At 70.2% G+C, this 24,024-nt stretch carries 29 protein-coding genes and 1 pseudogene; 6 read left to right on the top strand and 24 right to left on the bottom strand.

Annotated elements, in window-relative coordinates; translation table 11 throughout:
• Window positions 1-79 precede the first annotated feature (79 nt).
• From IM777_RS05730 to IM777_RS05640, 19 genes and pseudogenes are all read right to left on the bottom strand, one after another.
• Window positions 80-1,801 (bottom strand): type IV secretory system conjugative DNA transfer family protein, encoded by a 1,722-nt coding sequence (locus IM777_RS05730; protein ID WP_194385463.1) that lies wholly within the window; start codon window positions 1,799-1,801, stop codon window positions 80-82.
• Window positions 1,802-1,854: 53 nt separating this feature from the next.
• Window positions 1,855-2,367: a hypothetical protein gene (locus IM777_RS05725; protein WP_194384929.1), complete on the bottom strand. Its 513-nt coding sequence runs from the start codon at window positions 2,365-2,367 to the stop codon at window positions 1,855-1,857.
• Between the two features lie 166 nt (window positions 2,368-2,533).
• A complete protein-coding gene (locus IM777_RS05720; RefSeq protein ID WP_194384928.1) occupies window positions 2,534-4,018 on the bottom strand; it encodes an ATP-binding protein in 1,485 nt (494 codons plus the stop codon).
• Complete coding sequence (locus tag IM777_RS05715) at window positions 4,015-4,464, bottom strand: hypothetical protein (RefSeq protein WP_194384927.1); 450 nt, start codon at window positions 4,462-4,464, stop codon at window positions 4,015-4,017. The genes IM777_RS05720 and IM777_RS05715 overlap by 4 nt, the downstream gene beginning before the upstream one ends.
• A gap of 41 nt (window positions 4,465-4,505) precedes the next feature.
• A complete protein-coding gene (locus IM777_RS05710) occupies window positions 4,506-5,303 on the bottom strand; it encodes a hypothetical protein (RefSeq protein ID WP_194384926.1) in 798 nt (265 codons plus the stop codon).
• A 50-nt stretch (window positions 5,304-5,353) separates the two neighbouring features.
• Entirely contained in the window at window positions 5,354-6,820 is a 1,467-nt protein-coding gene (locus tag IM777_RS05705) for an SCO6880 family protein (protein WP_194384925.1), read from the bottom strand.
• Between the two features lie 6 nt (window positions 6,821-6,826).
• Window positions 6,827-8,158 carry a TrbL/VirB6 family protein gene (locus IM777_RS05700; RefSeq protein WP_194384924.1) on the bottom strand — a complete coding sequence of 444 codons (1,332 nt, stop codon included), beginning with the start codon at window positions 8,156-8,158 and terminating at the stop codon, window positions 6,827-6,829.
• 28 nt (window positions 8,159-8,186) lie between these two features.
• Window positions 8,187-8,456, bottom strand: a complete 270-nt coding sequence (locus IM777_RS05695; protein WP_026529668.1) for a DUF6112 family protein — start codon at window positions 8,454-8,456, stop codon at window positions 8,187-8,189.
• Between the two features lie 125 nt (window positions 8,457-8,581).
• Entirely contained in the window at window positions 8,582-8,848 is a 267-nt protein-coding gene (locus tag IM777_RS05690) for a DUF6112 family protein (protein WP_194385462.1), read from the bottom strand.
• A pseudogene (locus IM777_RS05685) lies at window positions 8,848-10,478 on the bottom strand (M23 family metallopeptidase). Before IM777_RS05685 ends, IM777_RS05690 begins: the two are co-directional and overlap by 1 nt.
• A 13-nt stretch (window positions 10,479-10,491) precedes the next feature.
• Entirely contained in the window at window positions 10,492-11,181 is a 690-nt protein-coding gene (locus tag IM777_RS05680; protein WP_194384923.1) for a hypothetical protein, read from the bottom strand.
• A gap of 41 nt (window positions 11,182-11,222) precedes the next feature.
• Window positions 11,223-12,248, bottom strand: a complete 1,026-nt coding sequence (locus tag IM777_RS05675) for a ParB N-terminal domain-containing protein (RefSeq protein ID WP_194384922.1) — start codon at window positions 12,246-12,248, stop codon at window positions 11,223-11,225.
• Window positions 12,245-13,141 (bottom strand): hypothetical protein, encoded by an 897-nt coding sequence (locus IM777_RS05670; protein WP_194384921.1) that lies wholly within the window; start codon window positions 13,139-13,141, stop codon window positions 12,245-12,247. The genes IM777_RS05675 and IM777_RS05670 overlap by 4 nt, the downstream gene beginning before the upstream one ends.
• 92 nt (window positions 13,142-13,233) lie before the next feature.
• On the bottom strand, window positions 13,234-13,653 hold the full coding sequence (locus tag IM777_RS05665; RefSeq protein WP_194384920.1) for a hypothetical protein: 420 nt from the start codon (window positions 13,651-13,653) through the stop codon (window positions 13,234-13,236).
• Window positions 13,650-14,360, bottom strand: a complete 711-nt coding sequence (locus tag IM777_RS05660) for a helix-turn-helix domain-containing protein (protein WP_194384919.1) — start codon at window positions 14,358-14,360, stop codon at window positions 13,650-13,652. Before IM777_RS05660 ends, IM777_RS05665 begins: the two co-directional genes overlap by 4 nt.
• Window positions 14,357-15,271: a bifunctional DNA primase/polymerase gene (locus IM777_RS05655; RefSeq protein WP_194384918.1), complete on the bottom strand. Its 915-nt coding sequence runs from the start codon at window positions 15,269-15,271 to the stop codon at window positions 14,357-14,359. The genes IM777_RS05660 and IM777_RS05655 overlap by 4 nt, the downstream gene beginning before the upstream one ends.
• A complete protein-coding gene (locus IM777_RS05650) occupies window positions 15,271-16,368 on the bottom strand; it encodes an ArdC-like ssDNA-binding domain-containing protein (RefSeq protein WP_194384917.1) in 1,098 nt (365 codons plus the stop codon). The genes IM777_RS05655 and IM777_RS05650 overlap by 1 nt, the downstream gene beginning before the upstream one ends.
• A 220-nt stretch (window positions 16,369-16,588) precedes the next feature.
• Window positions 16,589-17,440: a helix-turn-helix domain-containing protein gene (locus IM777_RS05645; RefSeq protein WP_164498149.1), complete on the bottom strand. Its 852-nt coding sequence runs from the start codon at window positions 17,438-17,440 to the stop codon at window positions 16,589-16,591.
• A gap of 208 nt (window positions 17,441-17,648) precedes the next feature.
• On the bottom strand, window positions 17,649-18,233 hold the full coding sequence (locus tag IM777_RS05640; RefSeq protein WP_112266852.1) for a hypothetical protein: 585 nt from the start codon (window positions 18,231-18,233) through the stop codon (window positions 17,649-17,651).
• A gap of 263 nt (window positions 18,234-18,496) precedes the next feature.
• Here IM777_RS05640 and IM777_RS17410 point away from each other — a divergent pair, with 263 nt between their 5' ends.
• The 5 genes from IM777_RS17410 to IM777_RS05620 are packed head-to-tail and all read left to right on the top strand — an operon-like array spanning window position 18,497 to window position 20,093.
• Window positions 18,497-18,631 carry a hypothetical protein gene (locus IM777_RS17410; protein WP_257996725.1) on the top strand — a complete coding sequence of 45 codons (135 nt, stop codon included), beginning with the start codon at window positions 18,497-18,499 and terminating at the stop codon, window positions 18,629-18,631.
• Window positions 18,624-18,944, top strand: a complete 321-nt coding sequence (locus tag IM777_RS05635; protein ID WP_194384916.1) for a hypothetical protein — start codon at window positions 18,624-18,626, stop codon at window positions 18,942-18,944. Before IM777_RS17410 ends, IM777_RS05635 begins: the two co-directional genes overlap by 8 nt.
• On the top strand, window positions 18,931-19,206 hold the full coding sequence (locus tag IM777_RS05630) for a metal-sensitive transcriptional regulator (protein WP_026529653.1): 276 nt from the start codon (window positions 18,931-18,933) through the stop codon (window positions 19,204-19,206). Before IM777_RS05635 ends, IM777_RS05630 begins: the two co-directional genes overlap by 14 nt.
• 54 nt (window positions 19,207-19,260) lie before the next feature.
• The gene (locus IM777_RS05625) at window positions 19,261-19,443 is read left to right on the top strand and encodes a hypothetical protein (RefSeq protein ID WP_194384915.1); all 183 of its coding nucleotides are present in this window, start codon (window positions 19,261-19,263) and stop codon (window positions 19,441-19,443) included.
• On the top strand, window positions 19,440-20,093 hold the full coding sequence (locus IM777_RS05620) for a class I SAM-dependent methyltransferase (RefSeq protein ID WP_194384914.1): 654 nt from the start codon (window positions 19,440-19,442) through the stop codon (window positions 20,091-20,093). The genes IM777_RS05625 and IM777_RS05620 overlap by 4 nt, the downstream gene beginning before the upstream one ends.
• Before the next feature lie 39 nt (window positions 20,094-20,132).
• Here IM777_RS05620 and IM777_RS05615 read toward each other — a convergent pair whose 3' ends face one another.
• From IM777_RS05615 to IM777_RS05595, 5 genes are read right to left on the bottom strand one after another with little or no spacing between them, the layout of a single operon-like run.
• A complete protein-coding gene (locus IM777_RS05615) occupies window positions 20,133-20,831 on the bottom strand; it encodes an aspartate/glutamate racemase family protein (protein WP_028850584.1) in 699 nt (232 codons plus the stop codon).
• Window positions 20,832-20,861: 30 nt separating this feature from the next.
• The gene (locus IM777_RS05610) at window positions 20,862-21,167 is read right to left on the bottom strand and encodes a hypothetical protein (protein WP_112266848.1); all 306 of its coding nucleotides are present in this window, start codon (window positions 21,165-21,167) and stop codon (window positions 20,862-20,864) included.
• A 53-nt stretch (window positions 21,168-21,220) separates the two neighbouring features.
• Window positions 21,221-22,183, bottom strand: a complete 963-nt coding sequence (locus IM777_RS05605) for a M56 family metallopeptidase (protein ID WP_228480970.1) — start codon at window positions 22,181-22,183, stop codon at window positions 21,221-21,223.
• Window positions 22,184-22,200: 17 nt separating this feature from the next.
• Window positions 22,201-22,590, bottom strand: coding sequence for a BlaI/MecI/CopY family transcriptional regulator (locus IM777_RS05600; protein ID WP_036542093.1), 390 nt, complete (start codon window positions 22,588-22,590; stop codon window positions 22,201-22,203).
• Entirely contained in the window at window positions 22,587-23,177 is a 591-nt protein-coding gene (locus IM777_RS05595) for a hypothetical protein (protein ID WP_194384912.1), read from the bottom strand. The genes IM777_RS05600 and IM777_RS05595 overlap by 4 nt, the downstream gene beginning before the upstream one ends.
• Window positions 23,178-23,269: 92 nt before the next feature.
• Between IM777_RS05595 and IM777_RS05590 the strand changes: the two genes are divergently transcribed.
• The gene (locus IM777_RS05590; RefSeq protein WP_051016935.1) at window positions 23,270-24,022 is read left to right on the top strand and encodes a DsbA family protein; all 753 of its coding nucleotides are present in this window, start codon (window positions 23,270-23,272) and stop codon (window positions 24,020-24,022) included.
• The last annotated feature ends 2 nt before the right edge of the window (window positions 24,023-24,024 follow it).

The following is a 24,024-nucleotide window of genomic DNA, read 5'->3' as shown; positions in this document are numbered from 1 at the left end:
CTGTGCTCCTGTCTGCTCTCCGGCGCCGGTTCGTGCCAGGCCGTTGTGGCGGGCAGGTGCTCCTTGCCGCGACCGGCGTTCAGGTGTCGGCGCGGCGCAGCAGGGCTTCGATCTCGGCGCGGTCGGCGGTGAGCTGGCTGGCGTCGGGGCGCTTGGGCCAGGGGTGCAGGTCGGTGACGATCGGTGGCGCGGAGCGCAGCAGCACGATCCCGGTCGCGAACGGGAGCCGGCGGATGCGGTCGGGCGGGAAGATCGGCACCCGGCGAACGGACCGCTGGTTGGAGCGGGTGCCGTGGTCGCCCAGCGTCACGGAGTCGGTGTATTCGTCGCGTTCGCCGACCAAGGCGCTCAGGTCTTGCAGGTCCCGGCTGTTGGATGCGCCGCCGAGGATGACCTTGACGATCGAGGCGTCCCAGATCGCGTTCGCCTGGTGCTCGTTCCACTTGTCCCGCGCCTGCGCGAGCGATTGGAGCACCGGCATTGTCGTGATCCCGGACCCGCCGCCTTCGGCCATCAGCGTCGGCAGCGACGGCAACGGCGAGAGGTTGGCTATCTCGTCCAGGGCCAGCAGCATCGGCGGATCGAGCCGGGCGCCGGGCGATCGTGCGGCCAGGCGGCGGGCGGTCTCGATGAGGTCTTCCACGAGCGCGGCGACCAGCGCGGCGCTGGCTCCCGCACCGGACCCGGTTGCCAGCAGGAACAACGTGCCGCGGTCGCGGATGAATGCTTCGGGGTCGAAGCCCTCGCCGGGGCCGGGTGATACGGCGTCGAGCACGCGCGGGTCCGCGAGGGAGCCAAGGGCGAGGGAGACGCCCTGCCAGATCGAGTCGCGGGTGCGGGGGTCGGAGTCGATCATCGCTTCCAGCGACTCGGCCCATCCGGTAGCGGCCTGAGTGGAGCCGGTCAGGATCGCCACCGCGTCAGCGGCCGCGGTCGGATCGAGAGTCCATCGGAACAGCTCGGCGGGTGGCCGGTGGTCGATCGCTGCCGCGTGCAGCAGGGCTTGGAGCGCCGCCCGTGTCTTGCCCTCCCAAAAGCCCCCGCCGTCGACACCGCCCGCGGACAGGCCGGTGCCGGCAGCGAGCCCGGTGGCGCGGATCATCGCCGTCTGCGGTGACTCGCAGCCCCGGATCGGTGACCAGCGCAGACCGGCGGGCAGACCCTCGGCCAAATGTTGCGGGTCGAAGATCGCGACGGGGCCGATCCTTCTGCGGGAGCGCATGGTCGCGGTGAGGTTGTCCGGCCTGGTCGAGGTGACGACGACGGCGCCGGGGGCATCGAGGATCGCCGGGATCACCAGATGCAGACCCTTCCCGGAGCGGGGCGGGCCGATGACCATGATCGAGTCCTCCACCGACGCCCACACGCCGGTGCCCTTGGAGGTGCCGAGCCGGTAGCCCACATCCGCCGGCTTCGGATCAGCCAGACCGGGGCGCAGGTTTCCCGCGCGGCGCAGCAGCGCCTTGTCTGACGCGGCGGCGGCGACCTCGTGCCGGGTGGCGATCCCGGCCATGCGGCGTGGGTCGGTTTCGATCCGGTGGGTGTGGCGGCGCAGCCGCAGCCACGCCCATAGCCCGCCGGTGACGAGGCTGGCGAGCAGCAGTCCGGCGACGATCCAGTAGACGACCGGGTTCAGGCCGTCCGCGTCGAGCGCCGCGCCGGGGTCGCCGGGGCGGAACAGCACTCCGACCCCGGAGGCGGGATCGCCGGACGGCTGGGGCGTGCCGGTCAGGAACGCGGCCACCGATCCAGCGGCGCGCAGGATCAGCGCGACGCCGAACAGGAGGACCAGCCCGATCATGGCGGCGTTGGTCAGCTCGTCCCCGAACGAGCCGGTCTGCCGGCCCTGCTCGTTCACGGCACTCGCCGGATGATCGTGGTGCCGGAGACGCGGCCGAACAGGATGACCTCGATGACCCCGCCGGCCTGGTCGACGCTGACTCCGGCCGGGTCGATGAGGGCGCGCGCGGTGCCGGTGTGGGCGGCGTCGGTGTGCCCGGTGACGACGGCCACCGCCACGTCCTCGCCGGGAACGAACCCCTCGCCCTCGACGGTGTGGAACACCGGCCCGGCCGGCACCTCCGGTTCGGGCTCGGGGCGGGAACGCCGACGGCGGGCGGCGATGATGTCGGTGAAGGTCGTGCCGTCCGCTTCGCGGACCTCGACCCGGGCCGGTGTCGTCCGGTCGTTCGTGGCGCGGTCGATGATCTGCCCGAACGAGGATCGTCGCCACGGCGGCGCGAAAGGGTCGGGGTTCAGCCGTTTCCCGTCGACGGTGACGGTCACGGTGCCGTCCTCGCGCACATCGAGCACGACGAGCGGAATGGAGACCGGGACTGGCTCAGGCTGCGGCTCGGTTTTCCTCATGCCGCCAGGTGCACCTGCCCCCACCAGCAGCAGTCGAGGGCGCACGGGGTTTCCCGGCTGGGCCGGTCACGTCTCCGGGAGAACCGTTCAGCGATCCCGAGGAACCGTCAGTCCGACCGATGAACCTTCAGGAATCCCGACGAACGTTCAGGAATCCGGGGAACTTCTAGCCTTTGCCGGTCATGCGGGCGGTGGTGTCGAATGCCGCCAGCTCGGCGGGGTGGAGTTGGTGTTGCACGACGAAGGCCCGGTCCTTGATCCGCCACAAGCCTTGTCCGGTGCCGAGTCCGGGCAGCAGGCGGCGTTCGGTGCCGGTCAGCCCGAGTGCGACGGCGGTAGGGCCGAGCTGATCGGTCTCCTGCCGGTAGACGATCCTCGTCTCCGCGTTCGCCAGCAGGCTGTTCGCCAGCGCCCGGTTCGCCGATCCCGCGTCGCCGACGTTCTCCAGGTCGGTGAGCTTGTGGAACACGAGCAGATTTGCCAGCCCGTAGTGCCTCGCCAGCCGCCAGTGCGCGTCCATCCGGCGCAGGAGCGCCGGGTGCGACATCAGTCTCCATGCCTCGTCGTAGACGACCCACCTGCGGCCTCCGTTGGGGTCGAGCAGGGCGGCTTCCATCCATGCCGACGAGCAGGTCATCAGCACCGAAATCAGCGTGCTGTTCTCGGTGACGCGCGACAGGTCGAGGCTGACCATCGGCAATGACGGGTCGAACCTGACGGTGCTTGGCCCGTCGAACAGGCCGGCCAGGTCCCCGGCCACCAGGCGGCGCAGCGCGTGGCCGACCTGGCGGCCGTCCTCGGTGAGCCGGCCGTCCGGGTCGTCGGCAGGGTCGGGGCGCAGCAGCTGTTCGACCACCATCGGCAGGATCGGCACGGCCGCGTCGCGCACCGCGCCGGCCAGGGCGGTGTCGATCGCGGTGTGCTCCAACGGCGCCAACCGCCGATCCAGCACCGTCTCCGTCAAGGCTCCGAGCAGATCGCGACGCCGCGCGGCGAGAGTCGTCGCCCACTCCTGATCGGACAGACCGCCGGGCCGGTAGCCCTCATCCAATGGGTTGAGCCTGTTGCCCATCCCGTGCCCGAGGATGATCGCTTTCCCGCCGACTGCTTCCGCGACGCCGGAGTGCTCGCCTTTGGGGTCGCCGGGGACATAGACGCGGTACCCGAAGGGCAGGCTGCGGGTGTAGAGGCTCTTGGCGAGCGAGGATTTCCCGGAGCCGACGATCCCGGCGAGGATCAGGTTCGGCGCGGTGATGATGCCCCTGCGGTACAGCTCCCACGGGTCGTACACGAACGACGAGCCGCTGTAGAGGTCTTGGCCGATGAAGATTCCCGCGGCTCCGAGCCCAGCTTCGGCCAGGAACGGGTACTGCCCGGCGAGCACCGCGCTGGTGTCCTGATGCCGAGGCACCCGGAACCGGCCCGGTGTCCTCAGCGCCGCCGGACCGGACTCGCCGGCGGCGGGCAGGTAGACCGTGGCGCGGCGCTCGGCCCGTTCGGCGGCGGCCTTGGCCTGGGCCGCTTCCTTCTCGACGTGGCGTTGCTCGGCGACGAGTCGGGCGGCGGCTTGCCGCCGCTGCTTGCGCAGCCGGTGCCGCTCCGAGGCGGGGGCGACGAGGACAGCGGTATGCAGCTTCTCGCCCCGGCTCACAACGACCGCCCCCGCCTCTGAGCCGTCGTGCTACCACCGGGGTGCTCGAACCATGACGGGTCGGGTGCCGGCCGGCGTGTCGGCTCTGGCGGTTCACCCTCGGCGAGCAGGGCCAGCGCGTCCGCGTTCTGGCGAGCGGCCTCAGCGACCCATCCGGGGAACAGGCCCTCGTGCTCGGGCCTGCTGCCGGGGTTGTCGATGGCGTACTGGCGGGCGTCGCCGGCCGCGGTCAGGTAGGCGGCGAGGTCGCGCATCGCGCGGTCCGGGGCGACCGGGGCGCCGGTGCCGGTGAACAGGTCCCGGCCGTCGAGCGTCTGCCCGGTCGCGGTGTCGTCGATGCGGTAGGCATATCGCTGGTGCTCGCCCAGCGGCGAGTCCGGCCAGACGGTCAAGGTGAGCGTCCCGACGTGCCGGGACATCGAAGCGGTGGGGTCTGCGCTGTTCATGGCGGGCAGGTGCGCGCCGGCACGTCTCCGTGGTGGCTATGTCAGAGCGACAGCCCGCGGGCCTGCTTGACGGCGGCGACGCCGGGATGCTCGAACCAGCCCCCGTCACGGACGGCGCTACGCCGCCCGGCCGTCTCTCGCTCACGGCCTGTCGTCGGGCGGCGGGCCGGGACGTGCGCCCCTGCTTCTTTGTCGATGGCGTCCTCGGCACGGATCAGGTGCCGCCGGTACAGGGCGACGTGCCCGGCCATCGGGTTGTAGGTCATCGCGTAGTCGCCGGTCTCGGCCTGCCGGTCACCGGGATAGACCGGGGCGGTGTCGTGAACGTCGCCGTTCTCCAAGGCGGCGTTCGTGGTCTCCTCGCCGTAGTCCCACGCCGACAGATGCTCGATCCCCGCCTCGACCCCGTGGGCGTCGATGAGGTCGATCACCCGGTCGGCTTCCTCGCCTTGGAGGAACACGACGCCAACCCACCGCTCCACCATCCGGTCCTGCGGGTTCCACACGATCCGGCCCGAGTGGGTCATGGCCGCGCTCAGGCGGTCGCCGGCCTGGTCGATGAGCGTGCCGGCCTGGTGCAGCTCATCCGCTGCGGCCAGCGCCTCGGCCGCACCGCCGCTGTACTCGCGGGACTCGTCGGTGACGTGATGCTGCCGGCTCAGATGGGCGGCGGCGAGCTGGTCGAGCACCTGCCGCAGCGATCGCAGCCCGCCCAACAGCTCACCGATCACCACGTAGGTCTCGGACGGGTCCTCGAAGCTACGGCTGGCGTGAGCCAGACCGCGCAACGCCTCGTAGGCATCGCTGGCATCGCTGGTCGGGTTCGTGTATGTCGGCATCACGGGCCTCCTTCAACGAGGGTGGGATGCCTGCCAGGTGAGCGCGCCGGTCACACCGTGCGGCACAGCGGCAGCGCGGCCGCCGTGAACGCGACGGCTTGCTGGCCGACGAGCCTTCGGGTCTCGCAGGAGGCTTGGATCGAGGCTTGTTCGATCGCGGCGACTGCGGCTTCCAGCTCGTCGACGCTGGGGGCGGAGACGGAGATGAGCCCGGAGACCCGTAGAATCCCGTGGCCGGCGGTCAGGTCGGCTTCCTGCTGGAGAACGTCTTGGTATTCGGCGGTCTGCGCGGCGTCCTCGATCTGCCCGATTCGGGCGCGCTGGGCCGCATCGGAGATGTGTTCGACCTTCTTCTTGCGGATGTCGCGGGCCGCCTGGTCCGAGCGCATCGGGGTGTAGATCAGCGACACCGCCCGTTGGATGCCGGTGGAGAGCAGCACCGGCGCGAGGAACCCCGGATAGACGAGGCTGCGGGGCCACTCCGAGACCCACAGCACGGTGTGCCAGGCGGAGTCGGTGCGCAGGTTGCCCCAGGTCTCGGTGACCGCGACCGGGCCGGCGGCGGCGAGCTCCTGCCCGAGCCGCCCGTGGCGCTCCAAGGTGGCGGCCACGGCCGGGTCATACGCCGAGCGGAGGATGACCGCGACCTGACCGGGGCCGAGCCACCCCGAAGGGGTCAGGTCCGCAGACCGCAGCGCGGCCGTAAGGGTCGCCATCTCCTGCCGGAGCACGGCGGCGGCGCCGCGGATGCCGCCGCCGGCGGTCCTGATCTGCCGAGCCGCGACCTTCATGTCCAGGGAGAGGCTGACCGTGGTGGCGTGCCGTTCCCCGGCGGGGCCGGCCCGCTCGATCAGCTCGCGGTAGGTGGTCGCGGCCCAGGAGCCGTCGTCGGTGCCGTGCTCGGCCCACCACTCGGCCAGCCCGCTACCGGAGTCCGGCAGGGTCCGTTCGAGCACTTGCAGGGTCGCGATCCTCCCGGAGCGGCAGACCGTGGCGAGCACCCGTCCCCAGGAGGTGACTCGGCGCTCCTGCTCGCCGGGGTCGAGCAGGATGAATGCCGGATGGGTCACTTCCGTGACGACCGTCAAGGTCGCCTGGCGGGGGTCGTGGATCATGCTCGCCCCGGTCTCGGGGTCCAGGTGCTCCCGAAGCCGGGCCATGTCGCCGGGCAGCGCGAGACTCCCGGCGGGGCGGGGCTTGACGATCCGCCGCCGGTAGAGCAGTTGCCCGCCGGTGGAGCGCCACAGCCACCAGAGCGCGACAGGGAGCCATTCGACCATCGGCCTCCCAGCGATGGGCACCCAGGTCAGCACGACCGCGAGCAGCCAGACCGGGGCGGTGTAGACCAGCAGCATCCCGGCGCCGCCGTAGAACGCGGCCAGCAGCGCCAGGCCGCCGATGCCGAGGGTGATGAGCTGCGCGACCGAGAGGCCGAGCAGCACCCCTCGGCGGGTGAGTCGGCTGAACTTCATCGGCGTCAGCTCGCTACCGGGTGTCTTCTGGTCCGTGGTGGGCATGGGTGGTCACTCCTTGCCCCACGGCGATGCCGTGGGGTTGGACGGCTCCGTGGGCGTCCTCGGCTGCGGCGTGGACGGCGGGGGCGTCTGCGACGGCGGCGGGGTGCCGCCGTTCTGCCCGCCTGCGGCGTCGGCGGCGGTCTCGGCCTGACCGGCCACCGCGTGCCCGGCCTTCGGCCCGGCCTCGGCGGCATCCTTGGCGACCTTCGCTCCGACCACGACGGCTGCCGCCGGTCCCGCGCCCGCGGCGGAGGCGCCGGCTTCGGCGCCCACGGTTTCACCGCCGGCCGCGGCAGGTGCCTGCGCCGGGGCGGGCGACGGCGGAGGCGTGCCACCTGATCCTGCGTCCGACGCGCCGTCATTGGGGTCTTCGAGAACCTTCTTGGGCTCGCCGCCGCCTTGGGGCTTGGAGGGGATCGGGACGGGACGGTTGAGCGCGTTCTTGGCCTCCTGCTCGGTGCCCATCTGCTGGTACAGGTCGAAGCCCACGAACGACACGAAGCGGTAGACCATGTAGGGCGCGAAGGCCGCGATGCCCATGAGCACGATGCCGGTGATCGGTTCGGTGACGGCGGCGATGTCCAGCTCGATCGGGGTGGCGATCTGCGTGATCGCCAGCAAGAAGATGACGACGAGCACGAGCTTGCTGATGATGAGGGCGATCACGAACGCCGCCCATTTCCCGATCCATCCTTTGGTGGCGTCCCAGGACGCGCCGGCGAACGCGATCGGTGCCAGCACCACGCCGACCAGCAGCAGCGCCTTGCGGATCAGCAGGCTGAACCAGACGATCGCGACGGCGGCGATCATCAGCCCGGCCAGGAAGATCGTGACGATCGCGCCGACGCCGGGCGCGGCGATGTTGATGCCGCTGAGCCCGGCGGCGAGCAGGATGGTCTTGTCGCCCATCGTCTCGGTGGTCTCGCCGGACGTCTGGATGATGCCGATGCTGAGCTGGTCCACGATTTCCAGTGCGAGCGCGGTCAGCGTGACGACCACGAACGCGCCCAGCACCGATTTCGCCGCGCCGAGCGCGGCTCTGGACAGCGCGGTCGGGTCGCGGCGGATCAGCCCGGTGATGAGTTGCAGGCAGAAGAAGATCAGGACGAGGAAGACGCCGATGCCGAAGATCAGGTTGTAGACGCTGGTGAACCCGTCCGTCTGGACATCGACCAGCGTGGTCGTGTCGAACACGGCCCACATCGCCTCGATCAGCCAGCCGGCCGCGCCGCCCATCGCCTGGGCGAGCCAGTCGAACGGGGCAGCCACGACCGTCGCGGCAGCCTCGCCCGCCACGTCGCAGACGGTCGAAATCACGGGAACGTCGCAGACACCCATCTCAAATCTCCTGCGGTGACCGGCGGCCCTATACAGCCTGGCCGACGTTCCAGAAGAAGTTCACGAGCGTCACCGCCGCGCCGCAGATCACCGCGGCACCGCAGGAGATGAGAACGCCCAGCTTGCCCCTGCCCGCCAGATGCGGGTTCGAGCTGTTGGCGCCGTAGGCCCAGACGATCGCGGAGACGATTAGCGCCAGTACGGAGAGGATGAGGCCGACCGTCATCACGGCGCCAACGATGGTGCGGAGCTGGTCGATGCCGGGCAGTCCCGAGCTGTTGGGGTCGATGTCGATCACGGCGGTTACTCCCTCGCTGAGCGAATGGCTTGTGGCGACGAGGTGAACCAGGGAGCGACTGGCGAGACCGGGCAGACGAGAGGCCCGCTCCCAACGCAGAGAGCGGGCCTGCTGGCGACGGAGGATCAGAGCTGTTGGCCGAGGGCGATGAGCCAGTTCACCCACGCCACCCCCGCGCCGGCGAGCGCGGCGGCGCCGACGCCGACGAGCACCCCGACCCGGCCCTGGGAGGCAAGCGAGTGGTTGCCGTGCGAGGCGCCCAGCGCCCAGCAGATCGCCGAGACGATGACCATGAGCACCGCGACGATGAGCACGAACATCAGCAGGGCGCCGATGACCTGTTTCAGATCACCGATGCCTCCGAGCCCGTCGAAGTCGGGGAACACTTCCATCACGAACCGGCCCTGACGGTGACGTGCAGGTGGTCGTAATGGCCGCCGGTCACGTCGCCGGGGTCGTGCATCCCGCCGCCGTTGTAGGGGCGCCAGCCTTCGGCGTCGCGGGCCAGGGACCAGATTTGGCCCTGCCAGATCAGGTACTCCACGCCCAGCGACTCGGCGTGGTCCTTCATCCAGTTCGTCACCCGCCACCCGTCCTCGAGCTGCGCGGGCGTCGGGTGCGTCCCGATCGGGTTCCCGAACGTGATGTCACACGCCCGGCCCAGCGGGTGCTCTGACGTTGTGCCGGGCCGGGGCGAGTAGCAGGCCCAGGAGCTGTCGGGGAACGCGGCACGGGCTTGGGCCATGACGTGCGCCATCCGCGCGGTGATCTGCCCGTCGCTGGTGGGGTCATCGACCATCTGGTCGGGGTCGCCGTCCAGCGGGGCGGGATCGCCCGGCGCTCCACCGGAACTGCACTCGTTCGGGCTGCCGACCGTGGCTTCGGGCAGGTCGACCGCGTTGTGGTCGTTAAGCCACTTGGCCGCGTCGACGGCCTCGCCGCTCGTGCCGCCGGGCCGGACCTCGAAATGCAGGTGTGGCCCCGTGCTGTTCCCGGAGCTGCCGACATCGCCGATGTGCTGGCCCGCGGTCACACGATCTCCGGCCGCGACGAGGATGCCGGACTGCCACATATGCGCGTAGGCGGTCGCCACGGTCTGCCCGTCGATCTGGTGCTCGATGACAATGAGTCCGCCGTAGCCGCCGGAGAACTCGGCCACGGTCACGGTCCGTCTGCGGCGGCGAGGATCGGCGTGCCGTCCGGTGCGGCGAAGTCGGTGCCGGTGTGGAACGACGGTTCCCCGGTGATCGGATGGATACGCGGCCCGAACTCGCTGGTGAGCACCCAAGTTCCCTCGGGGAGCGGGAACACGACCCGCGAGGACTCCGCGACCGGACCCGCCGCCACGGGGGCGGCGGCCGGGCCAGCCGCACCCGTCGCGCCGGTGAGGGCGTCGAGGATGCGTTCGGCGACCGGCTCGTAGTTGCGGTAGCGGTCGGGGTAGGCGCTGACCTCGACGGCCTGGGCGGCCTCGCCGGGGTCCATCTGCGCCCAGCCGGGGATGTCCAGCAGGCCCCGCGGCGAGGGGTAGTTCGGGCCATCGGGTCCGCCGTAGAACGCTCGGGCCTGAAAGTTCGTGTCCATCAGCTCCGCGACGGTTCCCCACCCGGCGGCGGGTCTCATCTGGAACAGGCCGAGGGAGTCGTGGTCGCCGCCGTTGCCGTCATTGGGGTAATTCGCGGACTCGGGGTAGGCGCCGGTGTTGGCGAGCTGGCGCAGGGTGCTCTCGGTGAGCGCGGCCATCAGCGCGATCTTGATTCCGGGGCGGCCGACGCCCTCGATCCCGCCGCCGATCGTGATGATTGTGGCCGCGTGCGTGAGTTGGGTCTTGTTCAGCGTGAACGTGGTGCTGTCGGCGGTGGTGACGGTCAGCGCGTCGGGGACGTTGCCCACGGTGACGCTGCCGCCGGGGACGGCGCAGTTCGCGGCGGCGGGGTTCATCAGCACGCCGATCGCCAGCAGGAGACAGGCCGGGCCGAACAAGACGAACGCGAGCCCGAGAATGAGGAGCTTCTTGACCACGACGCGCTCCCGGTCATCGCAGCGGGTTATCGAGCTGCGACAGGCGCAGCACGTGGCACAGGCCGGTGCGGAACTCCGGTGCCGGAGGCGGGCAGGCCAGGAACACGGTGAAGGCCACGGGGTGCTCGCTCGTGACCGTCTCGCCGTTCCAGACGCCCTCGCGGTGCCGGGTTCCCTCGATCGTGACCGCGGTCGCGCCGGCCGGGAGCTGGCCGGGTTGGGCCTGCTCGACCGCGGTGTCCCATGCCTGGGGCACGAACGAGGACTCGATGGTGAGGTGCTGGGTGGTGGCGTACTTGCGTAGCTCGGTCCACGCATCACGGGTGGGCAGGTAGCCGGCGATGTCGGAGGCGAGGCCGGCCTGCTCATGGCCGGAGGGGTCCCCGACCTCCAAGATCGCGGCGGAGTAATCCAGCGGCATCAGCCCGGAGCCGGTGTCCCAGGCGAACAGCGCCTCAGCGACATTGCGGGCGAACTCATCCGGGTCGTGCGAGGGGATCACCCGCGGCGGCCCCGGTTTGCCGGGCTCGGACTCACCCGGAGCGGTGATGGTCGGAGCCGGATCGGGCGCGCGATCGGTGGGCTGTCGTGGGCCGGTGATGAGCCCATACACGCCGACGCCGATCAGGAGCAGCAGCACGAGGCCGGCGGCGATCACCGCGATGAGTCGGCCACGGGACCAGGAAGCGAGATTCGTCTTCATGCCCAGAGGTGAGCCCGCCGGTGACTGGCCCTACCGGTGCATCAGAGGGCGCGCAGCAGCGGCCGGCCCGCCGACTCAGCGACGGTTGTGCGGGCGGTGCGGAGCCGGTCGGCGAACTCGGTGGTGCCCTCGACGGTGGCGAAGAACGCCTCGGCCTGCTCGTCGGTGAGCTCGACGGCCAGCTCGTCCACGTCGTAGTGGGTCCACCACGCTTCCAGGTCGCCCCAGGTCAGTACGAACGCCCGCAGCGGGTACCGCGTCGGTTCCTCGTCCTCAACGACGGGGCGACGCTTCGGCGTGGCCGGCTTGCTGACCTTGCTGGCCTTGCTGGTCTTGGCGGCGTGGACGCGGGCCAGGGCTTCGTCGGCCAGCTCGTGCAACCGTTGGTCCCGCTCGCTGTCGGCCTTGGCTTGGCTGTCGCGGAGGCGCTGGAAGATCGGGTTGACCGCCGCACCGGCCTCGATCTGCGTCAGCCCGTCCCGCGCCTGGACGCGGATCGTCTCCGGGGTGCTCGGATCGTCGGCCAGGTGTTGCAGGTAGCCGATCTGTTCCAGCCGACTGTAGGACGCCGAGCCGGTCACCATCCGCGCCGCCTGTGTCCGAGCGTCTCCGAGCTGGTGCGAGTCCGATGGTCCCGCCGAATCGGCGGGACCATGCTTTCCGGGCTCGTGGCCCTCGTGGAACTGGGTCTTGGCCTTGCGGCGTGCGGCGTCCTCGGCCATGAGTTCCTTGATCTCCCGGTACAAGGCGGCGGCCTCGATCGCGGTGAGCGGCTTGTGGAGCTGGTTGTCGTCCTGCTCGGCCAGCAGATGCCCCAGCCGGTCCGAGATACCGGAGCGCACCCACACGCTGACGCGGCGCCAGCCGAGCTTCTTGATCGCGGCCATCCGGCGCGCCCCGCACACCAGCACCCCGTCCGGGGTGATCGTCGGCGGCTGCAACAGACCGTCCCGGTCGATCGACGCCGCGAGCGCGTCGATGTCGCCCAGGTCCGTGCGGTGCCGGCGGCCGACAGCGATGGAGTCAACCGCCCGCTCCAGCTCGATGTGTCCGGCCGGTGCGCTCATCCCGCACCTCGCGCCTTTCTCGCGCCCGGCTTGCTGATGCCCGGTGCGGCCAGGGAGAGGGTGAGCACGAGGTCGTCATCGCGCAGCAGCACCGGCAGGGTCTCGCCGATCAGCAGCCGCAGCAGGATGCCGCGTCCCGCGCCGGTCGCCGCGAGCGCCGGGTCCGGGCAGCCGAGCAGGGCGCGCAGCAGCACCGCCCAGGACCGGCCAGGAAGGTCGATCAGGGCTCGGGCGTGCTTGTCGCGTCGCAGTGTCTCGTAGGCGGTGTGCCGGTTCCCGACGCGGGTCAGCGCCACGCAGACGTGTTCTACCGCCGGGCGTGCCGTGCCCTCGGGCCAGTCGAGCAGCATCAGCAGCGTGATCGCGTCCTCGACCGCCGACGCCGCGGTGGTTGCCGCCGGCTCGGCCGGTGCCTGCTCCGGGGTGTTGTCGCGGTCGTGGGCGTCCTTGATCTGGAACGCGGGATGGTAGTCGCTCAGGACGTTCTCGCGGTCGGAGAGCCGTTCGGGGTCGTGGAAGATCGAGTAGCGGGGCCGGCGTGCCTGGTGGGTCGAGCACAGCAGCCCTTGGCCGCGTTCCTCGGCGATGCAGGTGATCCGCACCGCGTGCGTGATGACCGCCCACGGGTCATCAGCGGTGCGGGCGGTCTTGGTGCGCATCACGTCGAACGCCGCCGACGCGGCCTCCCACGGATCGAGCCGGTGCTTGTGCGCCAGCGCCGCGTACTTCTCGGCCGCGAACGCCATCAGCTCTGCCGCCACCGGGTCGTGCTCCCAGGCGCGCTGGCCGGCGGCGTGCAGCCGTTTCAGCAGGGCACGCAGGCCCTCGCTGGTGCGGTAGCCCTCCGCCGGCCGGCCGCTGGTCTCGCTCATGGTGCTGGTGTCGTTGGTCATGGTCTGGGCACCTCCCGGCGGCGAGGTGCACCCGCAGACGACTGCGGGTCTCGCCTTTGTGGAGTGGGCGCCCATGACTCATCACCACCCGGCTACCTCATCCCGACCCCGGAGCGGCGCGGTCCCTGCTCGGCGCCGCCGCGACGGCCGAACGCGCTCAGAGGCGGCAGCCGCTTGGCTCGCTCGGCGACCCAGCGGGCGCCCTTCTCAATCGGGGCGCGGACGTGCCGGTTCATCTCGGCGGTCCCGTCGATGCCCCGGCGGGACAGCGCGCCGCCGCCTTGGGCGAGCAGGTCGGTCGGGCGCACCCAATCCACGCCCCGGCCCCGTACCCGCGCCAGCCTCTCCTTCGCCGCCTTGCGGGACTCGGCGTCCTTGACCGCATCCGGCGTCCCTGTAACCTCCGCAGCCTCGCTCGGCTCGGTCGAGTTCGGGTCGCTCCGCTCACGGGGCAGCGGCTCGGGTTCGGGGTGCTGGTGATGCTGCTCCCGCATCCGGTCCTCGTCGTTCATGGCAGGGCTCCTTCCATCTCGGGCTGCGACCCGGAGGGGTCCGCCTCATCGGACTGGTGAGCACGAGGCAGCCAGCGGCCCACCGTCGAGGGATGCACGCCCAGGTGCCGGGCGATGGCCTTGTTCGACCAGTCCTGATCGCGCAGCTCTGCCGCGAGCGCCCGACGATCCGGCCCGCCGTCCGCGTCCACGACGGTGACGCCGACCGCCGCAGGTGGCGGGTCGAGAGGTGCCGTCTCGCTCTGTGGCTGGGCGGTGATCGGCTCGACCGCCGGTGGCACCTCGATCGCAGTAGCGGGGCGTGCGGTGGCGCGGGTCAGCACGACGGTCAGATGCGTGATCGCCAGCAGCACGACCGGCGGCACGGCGGCGACCGCGGCCGCGAGCGGTCCGGGCACGTCGGCGTCGGCCGCGACCACCGCGTGCAAGCTGTTCGCCGTCACCGACACCGCGGCACCGCCGATCAGCAGCGCCCACGCATACCACGCCGTCCGCTCACCGGCGAGGGCGACGACGGCGACCGTGGAGACCACGATCACGCCATCGACGATCAGCGGCCACGCCCACGCCTGACCGACCCCGATCCCGGATCGGCGGGCAAGGTCGGCCAGGGACGTGAACGACAACCAGAACGCGCCGGCGGCGATGAACACCGTCCCGGCGACAGAGGTGATAACCGCCCACCGGCGGCCGCGTAGCTCCTTCATGGCAGCCCCCGCGTGGCAGGCGCCCGCTGCTGCGCGGTCCCGCGAGCGAACTCGCCCGAATGCGACGCGGTGGGACGGTCCCGCCGGGCTCCGGCGCCGACGCTGCGATAGGCGCTGTAGACGGTCCGGGCGATTTCCCTCTCCCCGAAGTCCGACTGCGCGGCCGTCACCATCGCGTCCAGGGCATCCGTGAGGGGCACCCCGCCCTCGGCCAAGCGGCAGGAGGCCCAGAAGAGTTTGAGGTTGCGGTCGGTGGCCTGTCGGCCCAGCCATGTTGCCAGCCGCTCCGCGTCCTCCCGCCGCACCGGCCCACCGGGGCGCGGCCGGGGCGCGGGCCGAGGATCGAGGAAGTCCCGCAGCCGGCCCGCATCTATCGGCCGGGCAGCGCCGGCCGCGACCTGCTCGATCCGGTACGGGGTGCGCACGCCGTCCAGGCGCAGCAGCGAGGGCGGGGCGATGATGTAGCCGCCGTCCCCGCGGCAGTCGATGCCGACCTTCCCGGCCTGCCAGGACCGTTGAGCCTGGTTCGGGTCGGCCGGGAAGTAGGCGTGCTGGCCGCCGGTGGGCGTGCGCACGACCGCCAACGGCTCGGGGATCAGCCCGACCCGCGCCGCCCGCGCATAGGCGGCATACCCGTTGACGCCATGCACATCCACGTCGATCACGACCAGCCCCGAGACGGCGCCGGTCGGGATGCCGATGTTCGCAGTCGGCCGCGACCGCCACCACCCCTCAACCCGGTCCAGGTCGACGCTGGCCTCGTGGAACCCGCGCTCCGGGATCGGCCGCTTCCCGCCCGGCGCGCACGGGAACACCGGCACCCCGGCCCGCACCAGCTCACCCGCCGCGACCGGCAGCGGCGCCCCGTCGAGCCGGCCGAACACGGCGGCAGCCATCACGGCGGTGACCATCACAGGCCCCGTCCCGCAGTGACCGGCGCGGTGGACGTCTCCCGTTCCGGCAGCGGCTCGACCCGGCGCGGCGCCCGCTGTGGGGTCTCCTGAGACTGCGACGTGTGCTCCGGGTCGTCGACCCGCAGGGACAGCGGGTTGCCGTTGCCGAGCTGGGGCGTGTCGAGCTTGTCGAGAACGTCGAAGGCGGTGCTGCGCACCTGCTCGCCCGTGGCCCGCACGACCGCCACAGGGTCTTTCCCGTCGACGTTGGCCGCCCATCCGGCGACATACGGGATCGTGTAGTCGCTGGTGTCCATCCCGTGCGCGGCGGCGATCATCAGCGCCACCGACTCGGCCCGCACCTCGCTGATCCCGCGGTGCTCGCGGGCCTCCTCCTGCTGGTTCGGGCCATCCAGCCGGACGTGCGCCAGCTCGTGCGCGAGGGTCTTGACCTGCGCGGCCGGCTCCATGTCCGCGCAGACCATCACTTGACGGGTCTCGCAATCGGTGCAGCCGTTCGCGCCACGCTCCATGCGATCGCGCGGCATCCGCAACACCTCGAACCCCAGCAACTCCGCCTGCCCCGCCAGGCCCTCCCACAACCCAGCAGGGGCTTCGCCTTCCAGCAGCCTCGGACGCGGCAGCTCGGGAAGCGGGTCTCCATGCGTCCTCGACACGTCCCACACATAAGCCGGGACGACACTGACGATCCGGCGACGCACCACCTCGCCCGGCCGCGGCTTCTCCCAGGACCCCAACCGCCGCCACGACGCCGGATCGCGCGGGGTCGCCGATGCGAACCGCGCCTTGACCGGACCGCGAATCCGATAGCCGCCGTCCTTCTCCGGCCAGCGGCCCATCTTCCGCCAGTCCTTGAACCCCGCCACCCATGTCGGCGTCGGCGTCGGCACCCGGCCCTGCTCGTAGGCTTCGAGATGCTGCGCCCAGATCAACAGCGTGTTGTTGAACGAGCGGGTCCGGAACCTCGCGGCGAACTCGATCGCACGCCGCCAGTCATCGCCCGACACCAGTTCCTCGACCGAACGCACGATGCGTTCTTCCAGCGCATCGAGCGTCACTTGCCGCGCCGCCTGCTTGTCCTCGTTCGCAGCCATCGCCTGACCTCCCTCCGCCAGGGCCACTCCGAGTGGGAGCAACCGTGCGACCGCGAGGTACGCCGGGCGGATCAGGAAGACAAGACGGACGACGGAACAAGACTGGCGACCGTCAGCTCCGCGACGAACCCGACGAGTCTCTACCGGCCTACCGGATCGGAACTGGCCCTGGGGCCTGCGGCCACCGATCCCGCGGCTATCACCCGGACAGATGCGTCCTTCACCCGGCCACTTGCGTGGACGTCACCCGATGCATCGTCCGGTAGTCGCTGGGAGTAAGGCCGACGCCGCGGCGGAACTGGCGAGCGGCGAAGTCAGGATCGCTCCAGCCCACCTCCTGAGCGATCGCCGCAACAGAGCGGGACGTCGTGCGTAGAAGATGCGCCATCCGCTCGGCTCGCTGCATGGTCAGGTAAGCGATCGGTGACTTCCCGTACGCCTCAACGAAGATGCGGTTGACCTGTGACTTCGACAGATGTACTTCATCTGCCAAGTCCGACACGGACCAACGCCGCGCCGGGTCCGTCCGTAAGAGTTCAGCGACCTTGCGCGCTTCTGTGCGCAATGGCGCAAACCGACGAACACGAGGTAGGGAGGGTATCGCGGTCGCGCGCTGCGTCGGGGATGTACGGATCGGTGAGGTCTTGACAAAGGGAGTCACGACATGAGCGATGCTGAACCACAATGCCTGCATTCGATTGAAGTTCTCCGCGAATCGGCCATCGATACTGAGAGCAACCAGCTCATCGAGACGCGGCATCAGCATACCCGCTCGATCTTCGCCGATATGAAGTACCTGCGCAGGCTCGGCATACATAGTCTCGGCAAAGCACTGCGCGTCGAGGCGGTCCCGTAATATGCCGACGTGTTGCCAGAAAATCTGGTCAATCAAGTAGTCGGTGTCGAGATAGACCGTCGTCACAGTTGCACGACCCTCGGGCTCACCCCCAAGCAGTGTGTTGGCCCCCAGGAGAATCACGTCCCCAAACTTGACCAGCTTCTGCTTGAACTCGCTAAACAGGATAGCGCTTCCATCGCGAACGACGATGACCTGAACGCAGTCGTAGGCCAACGGCCCGACCGGCTGGACGATGATGCGGTTCCGGGCGAGGATGGGTGCGAAACCGCGGAGACTGCAGGACTCGTGTTGGTTCGACGCCGCGACCGATTCGGGCTCATCAACCGCATTCCTGGGATGGGATTCCTGACCACCTCTTTCGCGGGCACCAGACGGACCGCGCTGAGGACTGCGCGACGGGCGGGTCTCGACAATCCCGCGACTAATCGACCGGTTCGAGCCCAACGAACTTCATCCGGTCCTCGCCGTAGAAGCATGTCTGCAAGGCGAATGAACCGTCGAGGCCAAGTAGGTCATCGGTGGTCGCCCAGGTCTTTGGCGTGTGGCGGATATCAACCACTTGATACACCTGATCGCTACCCTCGACCTGCACCCGTTGGCCTATCTCCCAGGGGAGCAGGACGTCGCCTTGACAATTGTTGTGAGCTGCCCATACCGGCGGAACGCCCTCCCGCTCGTAGGAACTCATCTCCGTGAACGTTCCGTCGCAGCCGTCTAGTTCGTGCACGCCACCCGTGGCGCCCAAGTCCACGGTGGGCAGGTCTCCGAACGCGTCCTCCCGCGCGGCATGGATGCTTCCCGTGACCGCCGTCTTCACCGTCCCGTACACATACTCGACCCGCTCCGGCGCGGCGAGAAGGCCTACCAGCAGCGCCCCGCCAGCGAGGACGAGGACCGTCCCCGCCGCCGCGCTGAGGAACCCATGCCAGCGCCGCGGCGGTGGCTTACTCCGTCCGACTGTCTCCCGCATGCTCCGAACCCCGTTCCGCACGTTGACCAACCTCATGTTCGACTATCCATGATAGTTACTATCTAGCATAGTCGTATGGTTCAGCCTGTCTTCGCCGGCCGCCGTGGGGTAGCCGCCTCCCGCCCGGTTCGTGACCTCTGCGGCCCACGCGGTCCGAGAGGAGTGGGCTGCGCGAGGAGCGATCGGCGGGCGCTGCACAACCGTCCGGAGAGTCCGCTTGCCTCTGTCGCGGAGACCTCGTTCGCGACGCTGCGATGACAAAGTTGAGATCGCGATACCCCCGGGGGTATAGTGGAGTCATGGGCGCGACCGAGATCAGGCGAGAGAACCCGACCCGGGTGGTCGAGGAGAGCTCGGTGCCGATCCTGGGCTTTTGGGCCGACCACCCACTCGACGACGTTCCTGACAGTCAGAGGAGTTTCGCCTATGTCTGACCGACAGCTCACCTGCGCCCCGGCATGCCGCGCCGGCGTATGGGGGCGGCTGAGCCGTGGAGTCGTCGCCCTGATCGTCGGCGCGTTCGGTGCATCCATGCTGTCGACGGACCCGGCGATCGCGGTAGCCGCCGGCGTGATGGCCACCGTCATCGCGGTCATGGCGGTCACAGGAACATGCCCGACGAGCTGGCTCACCACTCGTCGGCAGCCTCAGACGCCGCAGCACACACTCGACATCCCCGATGCCCGGCAGCACGTCGACCTGACGAGCGCCCCCGTCCCGAACAGGAGTTCTCATGTCCACGAGTGACCCCGACGCCCAGCGCCGCATCCTCAACCGGCTCCGCCGCGCCCGCGGCCAGCTCAACGCCGTCATTGACGCGGTCGAAGGCGGCGGGTCGTGCCGGGAGGTGGTGACCCAGCTCGCGGCGGTCTCCTCGGCTCTTGACCGTGCCGGGTTCGCGATCATCTCCACCGCGATGAAGGACTGCATCGCCGACCCCGACGGCACCAACCGTGCCGACGACATCACCACCGAGGAGCTGGAGAAGCTGTTCCTCACGCTCGCCTGAACGAGCGATCCTCACGACCAACCGACAGACAGCCCTCGAAGGAAGAAGCAATCCATGTGCCGAGCTGTGACCTGTAAGACCTGCGGCAAGACCACCTGGGCCGGCTGCGGCCAGCACATCGCCGAGGTCAAGCGCACCGTGCCGGCGGGCCAGTGGTGCCCCGGACACGACAAGGAGAAGGAGAAGGAGAAGGCAGCCGCGACGAGCGGGTTCTTCGCCCGCCTGTTCGGACGATGACAGGCGCCACGCGCCACGACTCGCCCTCTCAGAATCCTCAGGAGTTCTGGGAGGGCCGCTACCGGGACGCCGAGCGCGTGTGGTCGGGCCGCCCGAACCCTAGCCTGGTCAACGCTGTGCAGCACTTGGCTCCGGGGAAAGCGCTGGATCTGGGGTGCGGGGAGGGCGCCGATGCGATCTGGCTCGCCACCCAGGGCTGGCTCGTCACCGGCGTGGACATCTCCGCCACCGCTATCGCCCGCGCACGCCGCGAGGCTCAGCGTCAACAGGCCAGCGCGGCCACCCGGTTCGTCACTGCCGACCTGGCACGGTGGGAGCCGGACGACGGCCCCTACGATCTGATGACCGCCAGCTTCCTGCACTCGCCTGTCCCGCTCCCGCGCATCGCGATCCTGCAACGCGCAGCCACCACGGTGCGCGCCGGCGGTCACCTCGTGGTCCTCTCCCACGCCGCACTCCCACCCTGGGTCGACGCCGCGGATCATCCCGCGCACAGCTTTCCCAGCCCGGCACGACAGTTCGTGGAGCTGAACCTCAACGAGCACGACTGGCTCGTCCTGAGCATCCAGACGCACACCCGACACGCCACCGCCCCTTCCGGCGAGGCCGCCGAGCTGACCGACGGGGTACTTCTCCTCCAGCGCCGGTGACCGGCTCGTCCCGGCGCGGCGGACCCGCTGTGGGGCGGCTTAGCCGCGGGACATCGCGGTCTGGACGATGGCTTCGACGTGCAGCGTGGTCGAGTCAAGCAGCGGCAGTCCCGGCACGTCGTCGGGGCCGACCAAGAGGATGATCTCGGTGCATCCGAGCACGATCGCCTCGGCCCCGGCCGCGTGGAGGTCTGTCATGACCCGGATGTAGGTCTCCCGAGACTCAGGCCGGAACACGTGTCTGGTCAGCTCGTCGAAGATGATCTGATCGACCGTGGTCCGGTCGACGGGCTCCGGGGGCAGCACAGTGAAGCCCGCTCGCTCGAGTCTTCTCCGGTAGAAGTCCTGTTCCATCGTCGGCGCGGTGCCGAGCAGTCCCAGCCGGGTCACCCCGATGTCGGTCGCTGTGGTCGCGACCACATCGGCGATGTGCAGGAATGGGACGGTGATCGCCGCCTCGATGACGGGCGCGACTCGGTGCATCGTGTTGCTCCCGCAGGCGATGAAGTCCGCTCCCGCCCGCTGTAGGCCCCGGGCTTTGCCTGCCAGATACTGTCCGGCCTCATCCCAGGCTTCGGCGCGCACGCATCGTTCGATGACGCCGAAGTTCACGCTGGACAGCACCAGCTCGGCTCGCTCGTGCCCGCCACGCAGCTCGTTCACGCGGTCGTTGATCCGGCGGTAGTAGTCCACCGTCGCGACGCTGCTCATCCCGTGCAGCAACCCGATGGTCCTCATCGGCGCTCCATCTGCCACCTTCTGGTCCGGTCAGATGCGGATGTAGGCGGCGTCGGCCAGTTGCGCATGGACGATCGCGGTGACCGCGGAGGGGACCGTGCCGACCTCGGGTCGCAACTCGCCGGGGTCGATGCCGCGCCGTCCGAGCCCGACGCTGCACGCGGCCACCTCGGTGTGCTCGGGCACCTGGACGGCATCGGTGCCGGTCAGGCCGGCCAGTGCCGGGCCGTTGACGATCACCCGCACCCGCACTCCCAGGCCGGCGGCGTGGAGTCCGGCGGCGGCGTCCAGCGCCCGTTGCACGTCGGCGGGGTCGTCGGCCACGTGCAGGATCACCTCACGAGTGTTCTCATTCATTGTTTGGTGTTCTCTCTTGGTTTCCGGCAGGGTCAGATGGTGCAGCCGGTGAGGGCGGCCGAGACGTAGGGCAGATGGACGAGGGCAGCAAGGGCGGCCATGCCGACCAGGTATGCGGCGATCGCGACGGCGGGCAGGGCGCCTGCCAGCCCGGCGCTGGGGTGGACGAGGTGGCGGATGCGTTCGGGACCAGCGGCGTGCAAGGCGACAGGGCAGGAGTGCTGCGGCATGGCGGGGTGGGTGCGTTCGCCGAGCTTGACCAGGGCGCTGACCAGCGCCCTGGTTCCTGCGTGACGGCGGGCCTGGTCGTCCGCGGCGATCTCCAGGTAGTGCGGCAGCGCGTCGGCGACAGCGCGGATCAGCGGCACCCACCGTAGGTAGGCGGCGATGCTGTCCACTAGCGCGGTGATGAGGTGGTGGCGTTGGTGCAGGTGGGCGTGCTCGTGGGCCAGCACGGCGGCCAGCTCGCCCGGCCCCAGCGCGCGCACCGCGCCGGTGGAGAGCACGATCCCGCCGTGACGGTCGGGGAAGGTAAGCGCGAACGGGTGCTCGGCGTCGACCAGTGCCACCTCGTGCCCGTGAAGGAGCTGCCGCCGCGCGCCGTGCAGCAGCGTGCGGGCGGCGTCCCGGGAGCGAGAGCTGCGCCGAACCATCTGGCGGGCAAGACCTGCTCCCAGAGCAAGGGCCAGCGCCACCGGCAGGGCGAGCAGCAGCACCGCGGGGATCAGGGTTTCGGTGGTGTCGGCGGAGAACGGGTTCGCGGCGGTCAGGCACCGTTGGCAGATCTCGGCCGCGCGTTCGGGCAGCAGCGCGGGGCCGGCTCCGGCCCAGGCCAGCACCGGGCCGATCGCCAGCAGCGTGACCAGCCAGACCCCGATGCCGCCGGCGACGACCACGATCGCCAAGCGCGGGACGCGCACCAGGGCGGGGGCAGCGTGCCGCAGCAACCACGGCCCGAACACCGCCAATGCCACCAGTCCGGTGCACAGAGCCATCGTGAGGATGCCCGCGGTCATGGCATGTCTCCCCGGTCGCGGCGTTCCAGGTAGTCGCGCAGCAGGTCCAGGTCGTTCTCGGGCATCGAGTCCACGAACTGCAGGATCGAGGCGGCCCGGTCGCGGCTAGCCTCCAGCACCTGCTCCATCAGCCCCGCGGCGTGCTCGTGCCTGGTGATCTTGGCGCCGTACCGGGTGGACCGGTTCTGCCTCGTGATGGTCACCAGGCGCTTGCGATCCAGGTTGGTGAGCACGGTCGCGATGGTGGTGTAGGCGGGGTCGGAGGGCAGGTGCTCGATCACTTCGCGCACGGTAGCCGGGCCGTGGTCCCACAGCACGTCCATCACCTGCGCTTCCAACGCCCCCAGGCGCAGCAGGTCGCCGGAGCGCCCATCGGCGGCCTTCATCGCACAGCCGCCACCGGCTCGGGGCGGACCGGGCAAGCGACCTGCCCGCGTAGTCGCCACACCAGTGCGACGCCGGTCAGGATCAGCGCGCCGAGCGCGAGGAACGGCTGCACGGGGGTGAACCAGGTGATCGCTCCCGAGTACCCCAGCGCCAGCAGCGCCAGCTTGTTGCACACCGGGCACCCCACCGCGAACCACGCCAGGATGCCGCCGGCCATTCCCATCCGGCTGCTGCGCCGAGCCTGCGCCTCATCGGCCGCGTCGGTGGCGGCGCCGTCCCCGCTGACCGCATTCGCCTGCTGCTCGTCCGCGGCGGCGCGGTACGGGCGGATATACGTAGCGACCAGCATGCCCGACAGCACCGAGGTGACCAGCCACACCGGATAGTTCCACCACACCGGCGGGATGTCTCGACCGAACAGCGGGTTGGGGATCAGCACCGTCGCCACCCCGATCACCACCGCGACAACCGCCGAGGCAGCGATCGCGGCCAGCACCTGCCTGCCCGTCCACCCTCGAAGCGCCTGGACCGCCAACCGGAAGCTTTCGCCGATGCCCTGGCGGGATCGAGTCGTGGGAGAGGTCATGGAACCCATTCTGACACGACTCGACTACCACGCATAGTCGACTATCTGAGATAGTAGAGGTCGGTGCCCGCGACAGTGACAGGAGAATCCCTATGCCCACCGAGACCACGAACCGCCCGAAACCGTCGAACCGTTCGAGGTCGTCACAAATCGTGCCGGTCGCCGTGTTGACCCTGGCTGCTGTCCTGATCGCCGTGATCGTGGCGGTGAACTGGAGTGGCACGACGGCCGAGGAGGGGGGCTCGCCGTCGGATAGCGGCGCGCCGACGGAGGTGCAGAACCCCGAGCAACCGGACCTGTCTGCGGCCGAGACCAGGGACGAGGCGGACCTGCTCGCGGCCGGGCCCGTGGATGCGCCGGTGGTGCTGGTGGTGTTCTCGGACTATCAGTGCCCGTTCTGCGCGCGGTGGAGCGAGCAGACACTGCCGTCGATGATGGAGCACGTCGACGCCGGGGATCTGCGGATCGAGTGGCGCGACATCAACGTGTTCGGTCCCGCGTCCGAGCGCGCAGCGCGGGCCTCGTACGCCGCCGCCCTCCAGGGGGCGCTCTGGGAGTACCACGACGCCCTGTTCGAGGACGGGGAGCGCAGGTCCGAGAGCGAGCTGAGCGAGGAAGCCCTCGTCGCCTTGGCGGGCGAACTCGGTTTGGACACCGAGCAGTTCGCCGCGGACCTGGGCTCGGAGGAGACGGCGCAGGTGATCGCCGCCAACCAGCAGTTCGGGTTCGACCTCGGCGCCACCTCCACCCCGATCTTCATCCTGGGCGGACAGCCGATCGTCGGGGCGCAGCCCACCGAGGTGTTCCAGGAAGCGTTCCAGAGCGCGCTCGACGCGGCGGAGTGAGG

Source organism: Microbacterium luteum, assembly GCF_015277875.1.
GTDB classification, from domain to species: domain Bacteria; phylum Actinomycetota; class Actinomycetes; order Actinomycetales; family Microbacteriaceae; genus Microbacterium; species Microbacterium luteum.
The sequence above is the reverse complement of the archived record's forward strand: the minus strand, read 5'-3'. Positions and strand labels throughout refer to the sequence as shown.